This is a genomic window from Kosakonia cowanii JCM 10956 = DSM 18146 (assembly GCF_001975225.1).
GTDB lineage: Bacteria > Pseudomonadota > Gammaproteobacteria > Enterobacterales > Enterobacteriaceae > Kosakonia > Kosakonia cowanii.
Genome location: NZ_CP019445.1, coordinates 2,091,598 through 2,107,301, shown reverse-complemented (window position 1 = coordinate 2,107,301; position 15,704 = coordinate 2,091,598). Strand labels below are relative to the sequence as shown.

17 protein-coding genes are annotated in these 15,704 nt (G+C 55.0%); 2 read left to right on the top strand and 15 right to left on the bottom strand.

Annotated features, from left to right (window positions below; translation table 11 throughout):
• Positions 1-41 precede the first annotated feature (41 nt).
• The 9 genes from tuf to fkpA all read right to left on the bottom strand — a co-directional run bounded on the left by tuf (position 42) and on the right by fkpA (position 7,348).
• Positions 42-1,226, bottom strand: coding sequence for an elongation factor Tu (gene tuf / locus BWI95_RS09775; protein WP_076768836.1), 1,185 nt, complete (start codon positions 1,224-1,226; stop codon positions 42-44).
• Positions 1,227-1,296: 70 nt separating this feature from the next.
• Entirely contained in the window at positions 1,297-3,411 is a 2,115-nt protein-coding gene (gene fusA / locus BWI95_RS09770) for an elongation factor G (protein WP_023481958.1), read from the bottom strand.
• Between the two features lie 100 nt (positions 3,412-3,511).
• Positions 3,512-3,982: a 30S ribosomal protein S7 gene (gene rpsG / locus BWI95_RS09765; protein WP_007369802.1), complete on the bottom strand. Its 471-nt coding sequence runs from the start codon at positions 3,980-3,982 to the stop codon at positions 3,512-3,514.
• Between the two features lie 96 nt (positions 3,983-4,078).
• Positions 4,079-4,453 (bottom strand): 30S ribosomal protein S12, encoded by a 375-nt coding sequence (rpsL, locus tag BWI95_RS09760; RefSeq protein ID WP_003023654.1) that lies wholly within the window; start codon positions 4,451-4,453, stop codon positions 4,079-4,081.
• A 125-nt stretch (positions 4,454-4,578) separates the two neighbouring features.
• On the bottom strand, positions 4,579-4,866 hold the full coding sequence (gene tusB, locus BWI95_RS09755; protein WP_042717852.1) for a sulfurtransferase complex subunit TusB: 288 nt from the start codon (positions 4,864-4,866) through the stop codon (positions 4,579-4,581).
• A 7-nt stretch (positions 4,867-4,873) separates the two neighbouring features.
• Positions 4,874-5,233 carry a sulfurtransferase complex subunit TusC gene (gene tusC / locus BWI95_RS09750; protein WP_076769408.1) on the bottom strand — a complete coding sequence of 120 codons (360 nt, stop codon included), beginning with the start codon at positions 5,231-5,233 and terminating at the stop codon, positions 4,874-4,876.
• On the bottom strand, positions 5,233-5,619 hold the full coding sequence (gene tusD, locus BWI95_RS09745) for a sulfurtransferase complex subunit TusD (RefSeq protein ID WP_076769407.1): 387 nt from the start codon (positions 5,617-5,619) through the stop codon (positions 5,233-5,235). The genes tusC and tusD overlap by 1 nt, the downstream gene beginning before the upstream one ends.
• A complete protein-coding gene (locus BWI95_RS09740; RefSeq protein ID WP_023482043.1) occupies positions 5,619-6,341 on the bottom strand; it encodes a helix-turn-helix transcriptional regulator in 723 nt (240 codons plus the stop codon). The genes tusD and BWI95_RS09740 overlap by 1 nt, the downstream gene beginning before the upstream one ends.
• A 158-nt stretch (positions 6,342-6,499) precedes the next feature.
• On the bottom strand, positions 6,500-7,348 hold the full coding sequence (gene fkpA / locus BWI95_RS09735) for an FKBP-type peptidyl-prolyl cis-trans isomerase (protein ID WP_076769406.1): 849 nt from the start codon (positions 7,346-7,348) through the stop codon (positions 6,500-6,502).
• A gap of 229 nt (positions 7,349-7,577) precedes the next feature.
• Between fkpA and BWI95_RS09730 the strand changes: the two genes are divergently transcribed.
• On the top strand, positions 7,578-7,796 hold the full coding sequence (locus tag BWI95_RS09730; RefSeq protein ID WP_023482131.1) for a protein SlyX: 219 nt from the start codon (positions 7,578-7,580) through the stop codon (positions 7,794-7,796).
• 110 nt (positions 7,797-7,906) lie between these two features.
• Here the strand turns inward: BWI95_RS09730 and slyD are convergent, their stop codons facing one another.
• From slyD to kefG, 4 genes are all read right to left on the bottom strand, one after another.
• The gene (gene slyD, locus BWI95_RS09725) at positions 7,907-8,500 is read right to left on the bottom strand and encodes a peptidylprolyl isomerase (protein WP_023482004.1); all 594 of its coding nucleotides are present in this window, start codon (positions 8,498-8,500) and stop codon (positions 7,907-7,909) included.
• Between the two features lie 94 nt (positions 8,501-8,594).
• Complete coding sequence (locus tag BWI95_RS09720; protein ID WP_023482007.1) at positions 8,595-8,795, bottom strand: YheV family putative zinc ribbon protein; 201 nt, start codon at positions 8,793-8,795, stop codon at positions 8,595-8,597.
• Between the two features lie 10 nt (positions 8,796-8,805).
• Positions 8,806-10,611 carry a glutathione-regulated potassium-efflux system protein KefB gene (kefB, locus tag BWI95_RS09715; protein ID WP_054804337.1) on the bottom strand — a complete coding sequence of 602 codons (1,806 nt, stop codon included), beginning with the start codon at positions 10,609-10,611 and terminating at the stop codon, positions 8,806-8,808.
• Positions 10,611-11,162, bottom strand: coding sequence for a glutathione-regulated potassium-efflux system ancillary protein KefG (gene kefG / locus BWI95_RS09710; protein ID WP_023482071.1), 552 nt, complete (start codon positions 11,160-11,162; stop codon positions 10,611-10,613). Before kefG ends, kefB begins: the two co-directional genes overlap by 1 nt.
• A 179-nt stretch (positions 11,163-11,341) precedes the next feature.
• Between kefG and BWI95_RS09705 the strand changes: the two genes are divergently transcribed.
• On the top strand, positions 11,342-13,246 hold the full coding sequence (locus BWI95_RS09705) for an ABC transporter ATP-binding protein (RefSeq protein ID WP_076769405.1): 1,905 nt from the start codon (positions 11,342-11,344) through the stop codon (positions 13,244-13,246).
• 58 nt (positions 13,247-13,304) lie between these two features.
• On the opposite strand, the gene BWI95_RS09700 is transcribed toward BWI95_RS09705, so the two are convergent.
• Together BWI95_RS09700 and prs are read right to left on the bottom strand one after the other, a co-directional pair.
• The gene (locus BWI95_RS09700; RefSeq protein ID WP_054804338.1) at positions 13,305-14,795 is read right to left on the bottom strand and encodes a nicotinate phosphoribosyltransferase; all 1,491 of its coding nucleotides are present in this window, start codon (positions 14,793-14,795) and stop codon (positions 13,305-13,307) included.
• A gap of 12 nt (positions 14,796-14,807) precedes the next feature.
• Positions 14,808-15,668 (bottom strand): ribose-phosphate diphosphokinase, encoded by an 861-nt coding sequence (gene prs / locus BWI95_RS09695; RefSeq protein WP_076770299.1) that lies wholly within the window; start codon positions 15,666-15,668, stop codon positions 14,808-14,810.
• Positions 15,669-15,704: the final 36 nt, after the last annotated feature.

Here is a 15,704-nt window from a genome sequence, read left to right as displayed (position 1 = left end):
AGGGCACCGAAGTGCCCTCTTTCAAATTCAAAGCTAACGAATTAGCTCAGAACTTTTGCTACAACGCCCGCGCCAACGGTACGGCCGCCTTCACGGATTGCGAAACGCAGACCATCGTCCATCGCGATCGGGTGAATCAGGGTAACAACCATTTTGATGTTGTCGCCCGGCATTACCATTTCAACGCCTTCCGGCAGTTCGATGGTGCCAGTCACGTCAGTTGTACGGAAGTAGAACTGCGGACGGTAGCCTTTGAAGAACGGAGTGTGACGACCGCCTTCATCTTTGGACAGGATGTACACTTCAGATTCGAATTTGGTGTGCGGCTTGATGGAACCCGGCTTAGCCAGTACCTGACCACGTTCGATTTCTTCACGTTTGATACCACGCAGCAGAACACCAACGTTCTCACCAGCACGGCCTTCGTCCAGCAGTTTGCGGAACATTTCAACGCCGGTACAGGTAGATTTCGCGGTGTCTTTGATACCAACGATTTCAACTTCTTCACCAACTTTGATGATACCGCGCTCTACACGACCGGTAACAACGGTACCACGACCGGAGATGGAGAATACGTCTTCGATCGGCAGCAGGAACGGCTTGTCAATCGCGCGCTCTGGTTCCGGGATGTAGGAATCCAGGTAGCCAGCCAGCTCGATGATTTTCTCTTCCCACTCAGCTTCGCCTTCCAGCGCTTTCAGCGCGGAACCGCGAACGATCGGGGTGTCGTCGCCCGGGAAGTCGTACTGAGACAGCAGCTCACGCACTTCCATCTCAACCAGTTCCAGCAGCTCTTCGTCATCAACCATGTCACATTTGTTCAGGAACACGATGATGAACGGAACGCCTACCTGACGACCCAGCAGGATGTGCTCACGGGTCTGCGGCATCGGGCCGTCAGTCGCAGCAACAACCAGGATCGCGCCGTCCATCTGCGCAGCACCGGTGATCATGTTTTTAACATAGTCGGCGTGGCCCGGGCAGTCTACGTGCGCGTAGTGGCGAGTCGGGGTGTCATATTCAACGTGAGAGGTGTTGATGGTGATACCACGAGCTTTTTCTTCCGGCGCGTTATCGATCTGGTCGAATGCGCGAGCAGCACCGCCGTAGGTCTTAGCCAGTACGGTAGTGATTGCAGCGGTCAGAGTAGTTTTACCATGGTCAACGTGGCCGATTGTGCCGACGTTGACGTGCGGTTTTGTACGTTCAAATTTTTCTTTAGACACGGCTTTATTCCTTACTATAGTGCTCTCCCTCAATGGAGAGAGCACGGGACTTTGGTTTTAACCCTGCGGCTTATTTACCACGGGCTTCAATTACGGCCTGAGCAACGTTGTTCGGCGCATCATCATACTTCAGGAATTCCATGGTATATGATGCACGACCTTTGGTCAGAGAACGCAGCTGAGTTGCATATCCGAACATTTCAGACAGCGGAACTTCAGCGTGGATCTTAACGCCAGTAACTTCAGATTCCTGACCGCGCAGCATGCCGCGACGACGGCTCAAGTCACCGATAACGTCACCGGTGTTCTCTTCCGGAGTCTCTACTTCAACCTTCATGATCGGCTCAAGCAGAACTGGTTTCGCTTTCTTAAAGCCATCTTTAAAGGCAATAGACGCAGCCAGTTTAAACGCCAGTTCAGAGGAGTCAACGTCGTGGTAAGAACCGAAGTGCAGACGCACGCCCAAGTCAACTACCGGGTAACCAGCCAGCGGACCAGACTTCAGCTGCTCCTGGATGCCTTTATCAACGGCAGGGATGTATTCGCCAGGAATTACACCACCTTTGATGTCGTTGATGAACTCGTAACCTTTCGGGTTAGAGCCCGGCTCCAGCGGGTACATGTCGATAACAACATGACCGTACTGACCGCGACCACCAGACTGCTTAGCGTGTTTACCTTCGATATCGGTAACTTTCGCGCGAATCGCTTCGCGGTAAGCAACCTGAGGTTTACCCACGTTAGCTTCAACGTTGAACTCACGCTTCATACGGTCAACGATGATGTCGAGGTGCAGTTCGCCCATACCAGCGATGATGGTCTGGTTAGATTCTTCGTCAGTCCATACGCGGAAAGACGGGTCTTCTTTAGCCAGACGGCCCAGAGCCAGACCCATTTTTTCCTGGTCAGCTTTGGTTTTCGGTTCTACAGCGATGGAGATTACCGGCTCCGGGAATTCCATACGCTCCAGAATGATCGGGTTGTCCGGATCACACAGGGTGTCACCGGTGATCACGTCTTTCAGACCGATCGCTGCAGCGATATCGCCCGCGCGAACTTCTTTGATCTCTTCACGTTTGTTAGCGTGCATCTGAACGATACGACCGAAACGCTCACGTGCAGATTTCACGGAGTTCAGTACGGTATCACCAGAGTTAACCACACCGGAGTAAACGCGGAAGAAGGTCAGGTTACCAACGAACGGGTCAGTTGCGATTTTGAACGCCAGTGCAGAGAACGGCTCTTCGTCGCTTGCGTGACGCTCAGCCGGGGTATCTTTACCATCGTCCAGCATACCGTTGATCGCAGGAACGTCAGTCGGGGACGGCAGGTAATCAATTACCGCATCCAGCATCGCCTGAACGCCTTTGTTCTTAAACGCAGAACCACAGGTTACCAGGATGATTTCGTTGTTCAGAACACGCTGACGAAGAGCAGTTTTGATCTCTTCTTCAGTCAGGTCTTCACCACCCAGGTATTTCTCCATCAGCTCTTCTGAAGCTTCCGCCGCAGATTCGATCAGGTTCTGGTGCCATTCGTCAGCCAGGTCCTGCATCTCAGCCGGGATATCTTCGTAAACGAAGGTAACGCCCTGGTCAGCATCGTTCCAGTTGATCGCTTTCATTTTCACCAGGTCAACAACACCGGTGAAACCTTCTTCAGCGCCAATTGCCAGCTGCAGCGGAACCGGGTTCGCGCCCAGACGGGTTTTGATCTGATCAACAACTTTCAGGAAGTTAGCGCCCATACGGTCCATTTTGTTAACGAACGCGATGCGCGGAACTTTATATTTGTTAGCCTGACGCCATACGGTTTCAGACTGTGGCTGAACACCACCAACGGCACAGTAAACCATTACCGCACCATCCAGTACACGCATGGAACGTTCTACTTCGATGGTGAAGTCAACGTGCCCCGGGGTGTCGATGATGTTTACGCGATGCGGTTCATACTGCTTCGCCATACCAGACCAGAATGCAGTAGTCGCTGCAGAGGTGATGGTGATACCACGCTCCTGCTCCTGCTCCATCCAGTCCATGGTTGCGGCGCCGTCGTGAACTTCACCGATTTTGTGGTTTACACCGGTGTAGAACAGAATACGTTCGGTAGTGGTGGTTTTACCGGCGTCGATGTGCGCACTGATACCAATGTTGCGGTAGCGTGCGATGGGTGTTGTACGAGCCATTTGATTCCTCGTTTGTGTCTTTTAGGCGTTCAGAATTAAGTTGCCAAACGGCGGGCGACTTACTTGAAGCGCCCGCCAGTTGACTAGAACTCCGAAGGGATTACCAACGGTAGTGTGCGAACGCCTTGTTGGCTTCGGCCATACGGTGAACGTCTTCACGTTTCTTAACTGCAGTACCTTTGTTGTCTGCAGCATCGGAAAGTTCGTTCGCCAGGCGCAGAGCCATGGATTTATCACCGCGTTTACGAGCAGCTTCAACGATCCAACGCATTGCCAGAGCATTACGACGAACCGGACGAACTTCAACCGGAACCTGATAAGTAGAACCACCAACGCGGCGAGACTTAACTTCGACAGTCGGGCGCACGTTTTCGAGAGCTACTTCGAAAGCTTCCAGTTCATTTTTACCAGAGCGCTGAGCCAGGGTCTCCAGCGCGCTGTATACGATTGCTTCTGCAGTAGATTTTTTACCGTCTACCATCAGGATATTTACAAATTTAGCCAGCAGTTCTGATCCGAACTTAGGATCCGGCAGAATTTTACGCTGACCAATAACACGACGACGTGGCATGGAAATACTCCGTTGTTAATTCAGGATTGTCCAAAACTCTAAGAGTTTAGTGTGACATTAAGTTAAAACAGTTTGGCCTTACTTAACGGAGAACCATTAAGCCTTAGGACGTTTCACGCCGTACTTGGAGCGAGATTGCTTACGGTCTTTAACACCAGAGCAGTCAAGCGCGCCACGAACGGTATGGTAACGAACACCCGGAAGGTCTTTAACACGACCGCCACGGATCAGGATCACGGAGTGCTCCTGCAGGTTGTGACCTTCACCACCAATGTAGGAAGTCACTTCGAAACCGTTGGTTAAACGAACACGGCAAACTTTACGCAGTGCGGAGTTCGGTTTTTTAGGGGTGGTGGTATATACACGAGTACATACGCCACGTTTTTGCGGGCATGCTTCCAGCGCCGGCACGTTGCTTTTCGCAACTTTGCGGGCGCGTGGTTTGCGTACCAGCTGGTTAACTGTTGCCATTAAATAGCTCCTGGTTTTAGCTTTTGCTTCGTAAACACGTAATAAAACGGCCTCATATAATATGAGGACGCAGAATTTTATGGCTGTGCTTAAAAGGTGTCAAGAAATATACAGCGATCCCTGCATTACCAATTCAGCTGAACGGCGTTTTTCACCGCCAGGCTAACGAAATCAGTATAGCTAACGCTGACGGCGCTGCTCGAAATTTGAGCAGAGAGACCACGCGCGTCAACATCGTCTTTCAGCACATGCAGAGTTATGGGGGCATTAAGTAGTAATTCAACGAAAGGCGAACCGTTAAGGGCGGCCAGCACACCGTCAGAGAGCAGTAACAGATCGTCACCGGGGCGCAGGACGCGCAGCAGCGCCGTCATATCGCAGTGCCAGGGTGAGCGGGATAGAGTCAGCAGCATAAAGGCCTCAAAAATTGAGCACGACGGTGTACTGCTCAAGCTGCTCACGCAGCGCGTCCGGCTCCAGACGCTGAGCAGGTAAGACAAACGCCGCATGTTCGTCCAGGCCCCTTTCACGCAGAGAAGCGGCGCAGAGCCAGACCTCTTCAACATCGTACAGCGGCAATACTTTAAAAGTCGCGATATAGTCGCGCGCCAGGATCTTGCCAGGCTGCTGGTTTGCCAACAGTTGCAGCACGCCATCGCCGATAAAAAAGAGGCCAATCTCTTCTGTTAACGCGGAGGTGGCCAGTACCGCGTCCAGCCCTTCACGCCCGGAGGAGGAGCCGTGCGGTGCAGAGGAGAAAACAAAGGCGATTCGCTTCATCAGAACTGCACCACTCTGTCACAGGTCAGCGCCGCTTCCGCCAGCGCGCCCAGACCGGTAAGTGAAAACCCCGCCTGCAGATTAGCGCCCGTTAATTCCAGCCGTGCGGCCTCGCTCTCATCAACCACGCCACGGCGCAGCGCCGCGGCCACGCAGATGTGCAACTCAACCTGCTGCTCAGCATGCAAACGCTGCCAGGCGCGCACAAGATCAAACTCGTCGCTGGCGGGCGCAGTCAACGCGTTCGCGTTACTCACCCCTTCCCGGTAGAAAAAAACGCTCACGAGCGTATGTCCCGCTTCCAGTAGGGCAAGCGCGAACTGATACGCGCTGCTTGCCTGCTGCGTGCCATAGGCCGGGCCGGTCACCATCAACGCAAAACGCATTAATGCCCTTGCCCTGAGAAATCGCCGCTTTTGAACTGGCGAATGTAGAGGTAGACCGTGTGCTTGGAGATATTCAGGCGGTCGGCCACCTGGTTAATGGCGTCTTTGATATCAAAGATGCCCTTCTCGTAGAGGTTCAGGACGATCTGGCGATTTTTGGCGTTGTTAGAGACGTTGCGGTCGGCGTTCACCTCTTCAATGGTGAACTCGAGAGTTTGCATCACCAGGTCTTCAACAGACGAGGCGAAGTTAACCGAGGAGCCAACATCCGGCGTTTCCGGCGGAACAAAGGTGCTCATGATCTGCGAGAAGGGCACATCCAGATTCATGTTGATGCAGAGCAGACCAATCACCCGGTGATCGCGGTTGCGGATAGCAATCGTCACCGACTTCATCAGTACGCCGCTTTTCGCGCGGGTGAAGTAGCACTTCGACACGCTGCTGTCGGCACCGGTCATATCGTGCAGCATACGCAGCGCGAGATCGGTAATCGGCGAGCCGATTTTACGCCCGGTGTGCTCGCCGTTAGCGATGCGGATGGCCGAGCATTTGAGATCCTGTAAGGAGTGCAACACGATTTCGCAGTGCGAACCAATGAGCATCGCTAACCCGTCCACTACCGCTTCGTAGGATTTGAGGATATCGAAGTCGGTCTGATCGAAAGGACGTTGATCCAGGAGGTCAAGCTCACTGGTTTCGTTGGTTAATAGCGACCTGGACATGAAAAAAAACACTCCTTTTCAGGAGCCTGTCGTTAAGTTTTCAGGGCAGGCTCAGTATTTGCAGGGGGATATAAATTAATACATCGTAGGTTATGCTTTCCAGAATTATATCCGCGATGCAAAAAAAACGCCGCTCTGAGGCGGCGCGTTTCACACTTTTACTTCTTCGCAGCGGGTGCGTCTTTTGCATCATCCGCTTTATCGCCTGCGGCTGGAGCCGCTTCCGGCGCTGCAGCGTCTGCTTTCGGTGCCGGTTTGATATCCAGCAGCTCAACATCGAACACCAGCGTGGAGTTTGCCGGAATACCCGGTACGCCGGTTTTACCGTAAGCCAGCGCCGGCGGGATCACCAGCTTGATTTTGCCGCCTTTCTTGATGTTTTTCAGGCCTTCGGTCCAGCCCGGGATTACGCCATCAAGACGGAAGGAGAGCGGTTCGCCACGGGTGTAAGAGTTGTCGAACTCTTTACCGTCAATCAGCGTACCTTTGTAGTTTACAACCACAGTGTCGCTATCTTTCGGCGCATCGCCGGTACCCGCTTTGTCTACTTTGTAGAGCAGGCCGGTGCTGGAGGTTTTCACGCCCTTCTCTTTTGCGAAGGCGTCACGGAAGGCTTTGCCTTTGGTTTCGTTTTCAGTCGCGTCTTTTTCCATGCGATCTTGAGCGGCAGTTTTCACGCGAGTTTCAAACGCCTGCAGAGTCTGCTCGATCTCCTGGTCACTCAGCTTGCTCTTATCAGCAAAAGCGTCCTGAACGCCGGCAATCAGCTGGTCTTTATCCAGTTTGATGCCCAGCTTTTCCTGCTCTTTCAGGGAGTTTTCCATGTAACGGCCCAATGAGGCGCCCAGCGCGTAAGCTGATTTCTGGTCGTCGTTTTTGAATGCCGATTTGCTGTCAGTTGCAGCAGTTTTGTCTTTGGTTGCGGCATCAGCAGCTAAGGTGAGCGGTGCATGAAGGGCTACAGCCATGGTGGTCGCCAGCAGCGTGACTTTAAACAGTGATTTCATCCATTTCTCCAGGGACCGGGGCATCTCGCCCCAGGGTTAAACATAAAGTAAGAAGCGTACTATAAAGTGTTGCGGCGGAAATCAACATAAGGACTCTGCCCGAATTCACCCGATCTGTGACTATTTTTGTTTAAATAAGTTTCTGCATGAAGGCTGTACCTTCGCGCAAAGTTAAGTAAAATCCGCCCGATTACCCCAATCGACCCGGATATTACCCGGAGGTGAAAAGATGCAAGAGTTATCGATAGAAGCGCGACTGGCTGAACTGGAGAGTCGACTGGCTTTTCAGGAGATGACCATTGAAGAGCTAAACCAGACGGTGGTGGCTCATGAGCTGGAAATGGCGAAGCTGCGCGAACATCTGCGTTTGCTGGTGGAGAAAGTGAAAGCCAGCCAGCCTTCACATCTGGCCTCCCCGTCGGAAGAGACACCCCCGCCCCATTATTAAGACGTAAAAAAAGCGGGTCTCCCCGCTTTTTGTGCCCGGTCGGCTGACGCTTACCGGGCTTCTCGATACCTTAGCCAACGCACCTGCGGCGCGAAAGACGACGGGTATGATTAATGGCAGCCGCAACCGCCGTTACCGCAACCACCTTTACCACCGTGATCGTGACCATGGTCGTGGTCGTGGCCGTGACCGCCGCAGCAGCCGTCGTGACCGTGGTCGTGGTCATGATCGTGACCATGCGGGCCATGAACGTGGCCGTGCGCCAACTCTTCTTCAGTTGCTTCACGAATCGCGACAACTTCGACGTTGAACTTCAGGTTCTGACCCGCCAGCATGTGGTTACCATCAACCACTACGTGGTCATCTTCCACTTCGGTGATCTCAACCGGCACCGGGCCCTGGTCAGTTTCAGCCAGGAAGCGCATGCCAACCTGCAGTTCGTCAACGCCCATGAAGACGTCTTTCGGAACGCGCTGCACCAGGTTCTCGTCGTACTGACCGTAAGCGTCGTTCGCGCCAACAGCCACATCGAATTTGTCGCCGACTTCATGACCGTCCAGCGCGTTTTCCAGACCGGAGATCAGGGAGCCGTGACCGTGCAGGTAGTCCAGCGGTGCACTCACCGGAGACTCATCAACCAATACACCGTCTTCTGTACGTACCTGATAGGCCAGGCTGACCACCAGGTCTTTTGCTACTTTCATGATATCTCCTGAGCGTGGGAAAATTACTGGCGCAGATTGTAACGGAATTCTGCACCCGTGTACCCTTAAGCTTAAAAAATCCTGCCTGATATCGCTAGTCCGGATGAAAAATCCCGATAACTTGCTCATCTTTGCGAACATGATCGCGCGCTTCTTTATCCGCTTCGCGCATCTGATGCCCGCACTTAACACACTCAACAATATCGACGTTATTTTCGCGCCACATCGCCATTGAGTCTTTCGCCTGGCACGACGGACAGGTCGCGCCAGCGATAAAACGTTTACGAACAGCCATTCGACTCCCCTTATTCAAACTCATCCCAGCCGTCGAGTTGACGCCGCTCTTGCTGCATCTCACGCTGGAAAATTTCTTCCAGCTCGCGGCGCGCTTCACGTACGCGGGAAATTTGTACCGTATCGGTATGCACCGGCATCAGCTCACGCAGCATGCGCATATCGAGCCGTCTGAAGTGCAATTGCGCTCGCTGCGCCTGATGCGGATGCATACCCAGAGAAATCAGCGCCTTACGCCCCAACTCCAGCGCACTGGAGAAGGTTTCGCGCGAGAACTGCGTCACGCCCGCCTGCAACAGTTCATGCGCTTCGACACGTCCCCGCGCCCGCGCCAGAATCGCCAGGTGGGGAAAGTGCTGCTGGCAAAGCTCCACCAGCTTCATGGTATCGACCGGATCGTTACAGGTAATGACGATCGATTGTGCGGCCTCAGCACCTGCCGAACGCAGCAGCTCAAGCTGCGTCGCATCACCGTAATAGACTTTGTAGCCATATTTACGCATCAGGTTCACGGCGCTGATATCGCGCTCCAGCACGGTGATGCGCATTTCGTTCGCCATTAGCAAACGGCCAATCACCTGCCCGAAGCGACCGAAGCCGACGACAATCACCTGCGGCTTATCATCATCAACCCACGGCGCTTCATCTTCATCCTCCGGCTTGTTGAAGCGCCGGGAGAGCAGCTTATCAATGGCGCGCATCAGCAGCGGCGTGGTCATCATCGACAGCGTGACGGTCACCAGCAGCAGCGCCATCTGATCGTCTTTAAACAGCCGCTGCGATGAGGCGGTGGAGAAGAGCACAAAAGCGAACTCACCGCCCTGGCTCAACACCCCGGCAAACTGCATCCGCTCTGAGCTACGCAGACCGTAAATGCGCGCCAGCCCGTACAGCACCAGCGATTTTACGGCCACCAGCACCGCAACGCTCATCACGACCCACAATAGATGGGTATAGAGCACGCCGAGGTTCAGCGCCATGCCGACCGAAATAAAGAACAGCCCCAGCAGCAGTCCTTTAAACGGCTCAATGGCAATCTCAAGCTCGTGGCGGTATTCGCTCTCCGCCAGCAGAATGCCGGCGATAAAGGTGCCCAGCGCCATCGACAGGCCGAGGGCATCCATAAACAGCGCCGACCCAAGCACCAGCAGCAGCGTCGCGGCGGTAAAGACCTCGCGCACGCCGGAAGCAGCGATAAAACGAAACACCGGGCGCAGCAGGTAACGCCCGCCAATCAGCATCCCGGCAAAGGCCAGCACCTTCATGCCCACCTTCATCCAGTCAAGATGATCGTCGCCGTTGCCCGCCAGCAGCGGTACCAGCGCCAGCGCCGGGATCACGGCCAGATCCTGGAACAGCAACACCGAGAAACCAAGCTGACCGGACTCGCTGCGGTTCATCCCTTTATCGCGCATCAGTTGCAACGCCATCGCGGTAGAGGACATCGCAAGACCAATACCGCCAATTAACGCCGCCTGCCAGGAGAATTGCGTCAGCATCAGCAGGCCTGCGAGGATCGCCGCACTTAACAGTACCTGCGCTGCACCGACACCAAAAATAGAGCGACGCAGCTCCCACAATTTCGAGGGGTTAAGTTCGAGCCCAATGATGAACATCAGGAACACCACGCCCAGCTCTGAGAAGTGGAGGATCTCATCAACATCACTGATAAATCCGAGTCCCCATGGGCCAATGGCGATACCTGCCAATAGGTAGCCGAGCACGGCGCCAATCCCTAAACGTGCGGCCAGCGGCACAGCGACCACGGCCGCGAAGAGAAATAGCACGCCGGCCAGTAAGAGTGCGGAACCTTCCATTAACGGCCTCCCGGCGGCAGCGGCGAAGCCAGCCAGTCACCGTAGGCTTTGGCGTGGTGCGCCAGCTCCTGCGGCGTCTGCCGACGTGCCCAGTAGATGATAATTGGGCTGAGCCAGTGCATGCGACACATCGCGGCGGTCAACTCAAAGGGGCGTAAAACATCGTTGAGGGAGTAGCGGTTGAGACCATCATGGCGATAAGCCGCCTCCGGCTCACCGGTGGTGATCACGCTACGCCAGTACTTTCCCGCCAGTTCATTCCCGCCTGCTCCGCTGGCAAAGCCGCGGCTCAACACACGATCGAGCCACTCTTTCAGCAGTGCCGGACAACTGTAGGTATAAAGGGGATGTTGAAAAACGATAACGTCATGCTCGCGCAATAACGCCTGTTCATAGGGAATATCAATAAAAAAATCGGGGTAACGGGCGTAAAGATCGTGCACCGTTACATTCTCCAGTTGCGTGGCCGGCTTAAGCAAAACCCGGTTCGCCACCGAGTCCTGTGATTCCGGATGGGCATAGATCAGCAACACTTTTGCTGCCTGCGACATCACTCCCCTCCCGGGTATAAATTCTCTCTTCTCTGCAAACCAGCGCCCTGCGGCGTGGCCAGAATGCTTTTGTCTATCGTCTTCATTTTGGGCTAACATTGCGGCCCCGGTGCGGCATTTCGCCGTGGCCTTACATTACCATAAAGACAAATTAACATAGTCTGAACATACGGCGTCTTATGATTGTTTTCTCCTCGTTACAAATTCGTCGCGGCGTGCGTGTCCTGTTGGACAACGCCACAGCCACCATCAATCCGGGCCAGAAAGTGGGCCTGGTGGGTAAAAACGGCTGCGGCAAATCGACCCTGCTCGCGCTGTTGAAAAACGAGATAAGCGCTGATGGCGGCAGTGCCACTTTCCCTGGCACCTGGCAGTTGGCGTGGGTCAACCAGGAAACACCGGCGCTGGACGAAGCGGCGATAGATTATGTGATAGACGGCGATCGTGAATATCGCCAGTTGGAAGCGGCGCTTAATGCTGCCAACGAGCGCAATGACGGCAATGCTATCGCCACGGTACACGGCAAGCTCGACGCTATCGACGCCTGGACAGTGCGCTCCCGCGCCGCCAGCCTGTTGCACGGTTTAGGCTTCTCTAACGAGCAGCTCGACCGCCCGGTCAGCGCCTTCTCCGGCGGCTGGCGTATGCGTTTAAACCTCGCGCAGGCGCTGATTTGCCGCTCCGATTTACTGCTGCTTGATGAACCGACCAACCACCTCGATCTCGATGCCGTTATCTGGCTGGAGAAGTGGCTGAAGAACTATCCGGGCACGCTGATCCTTATCTCGCACGACCGCGATTTTCTCGATCCGGTAGTCGATAAGATCCTGCACATTGAGCAGCAATCAATGTTTGAATACACCGGCAACTACAGCTCGTTTGAGCGCCAGCGCGCTACGCGGCTTGCGCAGCAGCAGGCCACCTATGAAGGCCAGCAGCAGCGCGTTGCCCATCTGCAAAGCTTTATCGATCGCTTCAAAGCGAAAGCGAGTAAAGCGAAGCAGGCGCAAAGCCGCATCAAGATGCTGGAGCGCATGGAGCTGATTGCCCCCGCGCATGTTGATAACCCGTTCCACTTCAGCTTCCGCGCGCCGGAAAGCCTGCCCAACCCGATCCTGAAGATGGAGAAAGTGAGCGCCGGTTATGGCGATCGCACTATTCTGAACGCCATCAAACTCAACCTGGTGCCTGGCTCACGTATCGGTCTGCTGGGGCGTAACGGTGCCGGTAAATCGACGCTGATTAAACTGCTGGCGGGCGAGCTGGCGGCGCAGAGCGGCGAAATCGGCCTGGCGAAGGGGATCAAACTTGGTTACTTCGCCCAGCATCAGCTGGAATTTTTACGCGCCGATGAATCGCCATTGCAGCATCTGGCCCGCCTGGCCCCGCAAGAGCTGGAGCAGAAGCTGCGTGATTACCTGGGCGGCTTCGGCTTCCAGGGCGATAAGGTCACCGAAGCAACAGAGCGCTTCTCCGGCGGCGAAAAAGCACGGCTGGTGCTGGCGTTGATCGTCTGGCAGCGCCCGAACCTGCTGCTGCTCGATGAACCGACCAACCACCTCGATCTCGATATGCGCCAGGCACTCACCGACGCGCTGATTGAATTTGAAGGCGCGCTGGTAGTGGTATCACACGACCGTCACCTTTTACGCTCGACTACCGACGATCTCTACCTGGTGCACGATGGCAAAGTGGAGCCGTTCGATGGCGATCTGGATGATTACCAGCAGTGGCTGAGCGATGTGCAGAAGCAGGAGAGCCAGCCGACGGACGCGGCAAAAGAGAATGGTAACAGCGCTCAAGCGCGTAAAGATCAGAAGCGTCGTGAAGCGGAGCTGCGCACGCAAACACAGCCGCTGCGTAAAGAGATTGCCCGTCTGGAAAAGGAGATGGAGAAGCTCAATGCGCAATTGGCCAACGCGGAAGAGAAGCTTAGCGACAGCGGTCTGTACGACCAGAGCCGTAAAGCGGAGCTGACCACCTGCCTGCAACAGCAGGCGACGGCGAAAGCGGGTCTTGAAGAGTGTGAAATGGCGTGGCTCGACGCGCAGGAACACCTTGAGGCGATGCTTACAGCGGAGTAATGGTTTTCGCCGTAAGCGGTAAAGTTGATGGCGGTACAGCCGTACCGCCATTCAGGGTTTAACGCTGGTTAGCCAGCCGCTGGCGAATGGTCTCAAAGTGCTCGGTGTCGTACAGCTTGCCATCGAGGAAACGGGTTTTTAGCTCCCCGCCCTGCTCCTGCTCCCAGCTTTGCTCATCGTGCAGTTGCAGTTCGCCCTGCGCATCGCGCTCAACCCGTAACAGACCGCGCGCTGAGCGTTTCAGGCCGTTATCCGTTTTCGGCTCTTTAAAGATCATTCGGCCTTCGCCATTCACCGCGCCCCAGGTCGCCTTCATCGCAAAGCCGAAGGTGTCGCGGGTGTTGTACTGGTAGGTGAAAGAGCCGACGCCGAAGACCACGTTGGAGCTGGCGAAACCTTTGGCTTCCAGCCGCGAGAGAATTTGATTCGCGCGCGCCAGCGTAATTGAGTCGCCATAAATCAGGCCGACATGCGGATCCAGCACCTTGTAACCCTTCTCGTTAACGGTGCCGCCGAAAATCTCCCACAGCACTTCAACGGAACCTTTCTCCTCCGGGCTGCGATCGGCACTCGTGTCGTCATCTGCGCCGGTGCCGCAAAGGATCTCAACCGGGTCACCGCTGTCCGGGCGGAAAACGACGCGTCCTTCACGTCCCAGAATCAGCGATTTCAGCTCGCGGGTATATTCAGTAATCACGCGCCAGTAATCCCAGGTATCGGAGACGATGGAGACAAAGCCCTGCGGATAGATATCAGCAATCAGGCGGCGGAAGGTCTCAATTTCGTGCTCATGCTCGCCCATACACATCACGCTGTGCTCGGTCGCCGGAATGCTTGCGCCGATAAAGTACTCCTCGCCCCCAGTGTAGAAATCGCGGGCATAAAGCAGCGAAGGGATGCTATCGGTGCCTTTAAAGCTCAGCAGGTGACCCGCGCCCGCCTGTGCGGTATCGTGCAGACCCGCCATGCCGCGGAACGAAAAGTCGTGGCACTGGAAATCCAGGTGCGAGAGGTCGCTACAGGTTTTCGCTGCCCACTGCTCACAAATTTTGCGGTAGTGGTGCGCGATAGTGGCGTTAGTCGAGGCTTTCCACAACTCCGCGGAGAGCACCGTTTCCAGATAGTTCACCAGCCAGAAGAACTCCTCACGGGTGTTGGTGATGGTCAGCACCGGTACCTTCATCGGTACTTTGCTCCCCTCATCCAGCGATTTGATGTGCAGCGGCAAGTAACCTAAACGGTGCAGGTCACGGATATGATCGACCGCCACGCTATCCTTACCGAGGTAGCTGTCCATCACCTCTTTGTACTCATTCACCACCTCCTCTTCCGGGCGGGCAAAGAAGGCGTCGTTGAAGAGATCGACCATAAACCACTTCAGAAAACCCTGCAGGCCGAAGAAGACCAGCTTACCGTCGGCAACCGGAGACTGGAAAAAGCGGTCGCTGCGCGGCGTGAAGTTGGAGTAAACCTTTGTTGTGCCCTGCGGATACTGTACGCGGTGCGAAACTTTATAGCCGTCGATGGCGAGAATCGGATTCAGTTTCATGGTGTGGTCCCCTTAAGCGCGAAATAACGTGGCGATGTCGATCAGTTCAACGCCCGGTGAAGCCAGCGTCGGCGAAGTAAACGAAGTGGTGGTGTAGATAGCGTCAATCCCGTTATTGAGCAGGTTTTCAACGCCTTTCGAGAAGATACCGTGCGTAACATACAAGCTGACGCTGCGCGCACCTGCTTCACGCAGAACCTGCGCCGAGCCAATAAAGGTGCCGCCCGCATCGCAGAGATCGTCGACAATCAGCAGATCTTTCCCCGCCACCTCACCGGCCACCAGCGCAAAGCCGGTCAGATTACCGCTGGCAACATCGCGCTCTTTAGTGAGAATGGCGTAATTCTTCGCGCCGGTGGCTTTCGCCACGTTGTGAATTTTTTTCAGCGCGCCCGCGTCCGGAGCCACCAGCATCAGTTCGCCCTGCGCAATGGCGCGGCGCAGCGTCTCGCTCTGCAGCAGGCAGGTTTCCTGAGGAATGGCGACGCAGTTGTTAATCGCGGCTGCGGCGGCATCGCTGTGGGGATCGAGAATAAAGACTTTATCGAAGTTCAGGGTATTGAGCTGGTTGGCGAAGACTTTCAGCGCGAAGCTGTCGCCCGCCACCATATGGCGATCCTGACGTGCCCACGGCAGCCAGGCGAGCTGCAGATGGCTAACCGTAACATCAGTAACGTGGCGTACCGCGTCTACCAGCTGTGCCAGCAGCATAAAATCATTCATATCGCGCATGGCGGCGACACGGATACGCATCAGCTGGGCGAAAGCAGGCAGTTCGCCCGTCACTTTCAGCCACACTGCACCATCGGGAAATACGCCGTTTTCGATTTCAACGTTTTGATTATCGATAAAGAGTTCGATTCTGCTCGCCATCATTCACCTCACCTGCATTAGTTAATGTCCCTTGGA

Bases quoted from the DNA above. Each gene is read 5' to 3' on its own strand.
- prs (WP_076770299.1), bottom strand. From the start codon at position 15,668: ATGGCGAGCAGAATCGAACTCTTTATCGATAATCAAAACGTTGAAATC.
- BWI95_RS09705 (WP_076769405.1), top strand. From the start codon at position 11,342: ATGATTGTTTTCTCCTCGTTACAAATTCGTCGCGGCGTGCGTGTCCTG.
- BWI95_RS09730 (WP_023482131.1), top strand. From the start codon at position 7,578: ATGCAAGAGTTATCGATAGAAGCGCGACTGGCTGAACTGGAGAGTCGA.
- fusA (WP_023481958.1), bottom strand. From the start codon at position 3,411: ATGGCTCGTACAACACCCATCGCACGCTACCGCAACATTGGTATCAGT.
- BWI95_RS09740 (WP_023482043.1), bottom strand. From the start codon at position 6,341: ATGTCCAGGTCGCTATTAACCAACGAAACCAGTGAGCTTGACCTCCTG.
- fkpA (WP_076769406.1), bottom strand. From the start codon at position 7,348: ATGAAATCACTGTTTAAAGTCACGCTGCTGGCGACCACCATGGCTGTA.
- tusB (WP_042717852.1), bottom strand. From the start codon at position 4,866: ATGCTGCTGACTCTATCCCGCTCACCCTGGCACTGCGATATGACGGCG.
- rpsG (WP_007369802.1), bottom strand. From the start codon at position 3,982: ATGCCACGTCGTCGTGTTATTGGTCAGCGTAAAATTCTGCCGGATCCT.
- kefB (WP_054804337.1), bottom strand. From the start codon at position 10,611: ATGGAAGGTTCCGCACTCTTACTGGCCGGCGTGCTATTTCTCTTCGCG.
- BWI95_RS09700 (WP_054804338.1), bottom strand. From the start codon at position 14,795: ATGAAACTGAATCCGATTCTCGCCATCGACGGCTATAAAGTTTCGCAC.
- tusD (WP_076769407.1), bottom strand. From the start codon at position 5,619: ATGCGTTTTGCGTTGATGGTGACCGGCCCGGCCTATGGCACGCAGCAG.
- rpsL (WP_003023654.1), bottom strand. From the start codon at position 4,453: ATGGCAACAGTTAACCAGCTGGTACGCAAACCACGCGCCCGCAAAGTT.
- BWI95_RS09720 (WP_023482007.1), bottom strand. From the start codon at position 8,795: ATGGCTGTTCGTAAACGTTTTATCGCTGGCGCGACCTGTCCGTCGTGC.
- kefG (WP_023482071.1), bottom strand. From the start codon at position 11,162: ATGTCGCAGGCAGCAAAAGTGTTGCTGATCTATGCCCATCCGGAATCA.
- tusC (WP_076769408.1), bottom strand. From the start codon at position 5,233: ATGAAGCGAATCGCCTTTGTTTTCTCCTCTGCACCGCACGGCTCCTCC.
- slyD (WP_023482004.1), bottom strand. From the start codon at position 8,500: ATGAAAGTAGCAAAAGACCTGGTGGTCAGCCTGGCCTATCAGGTACGT.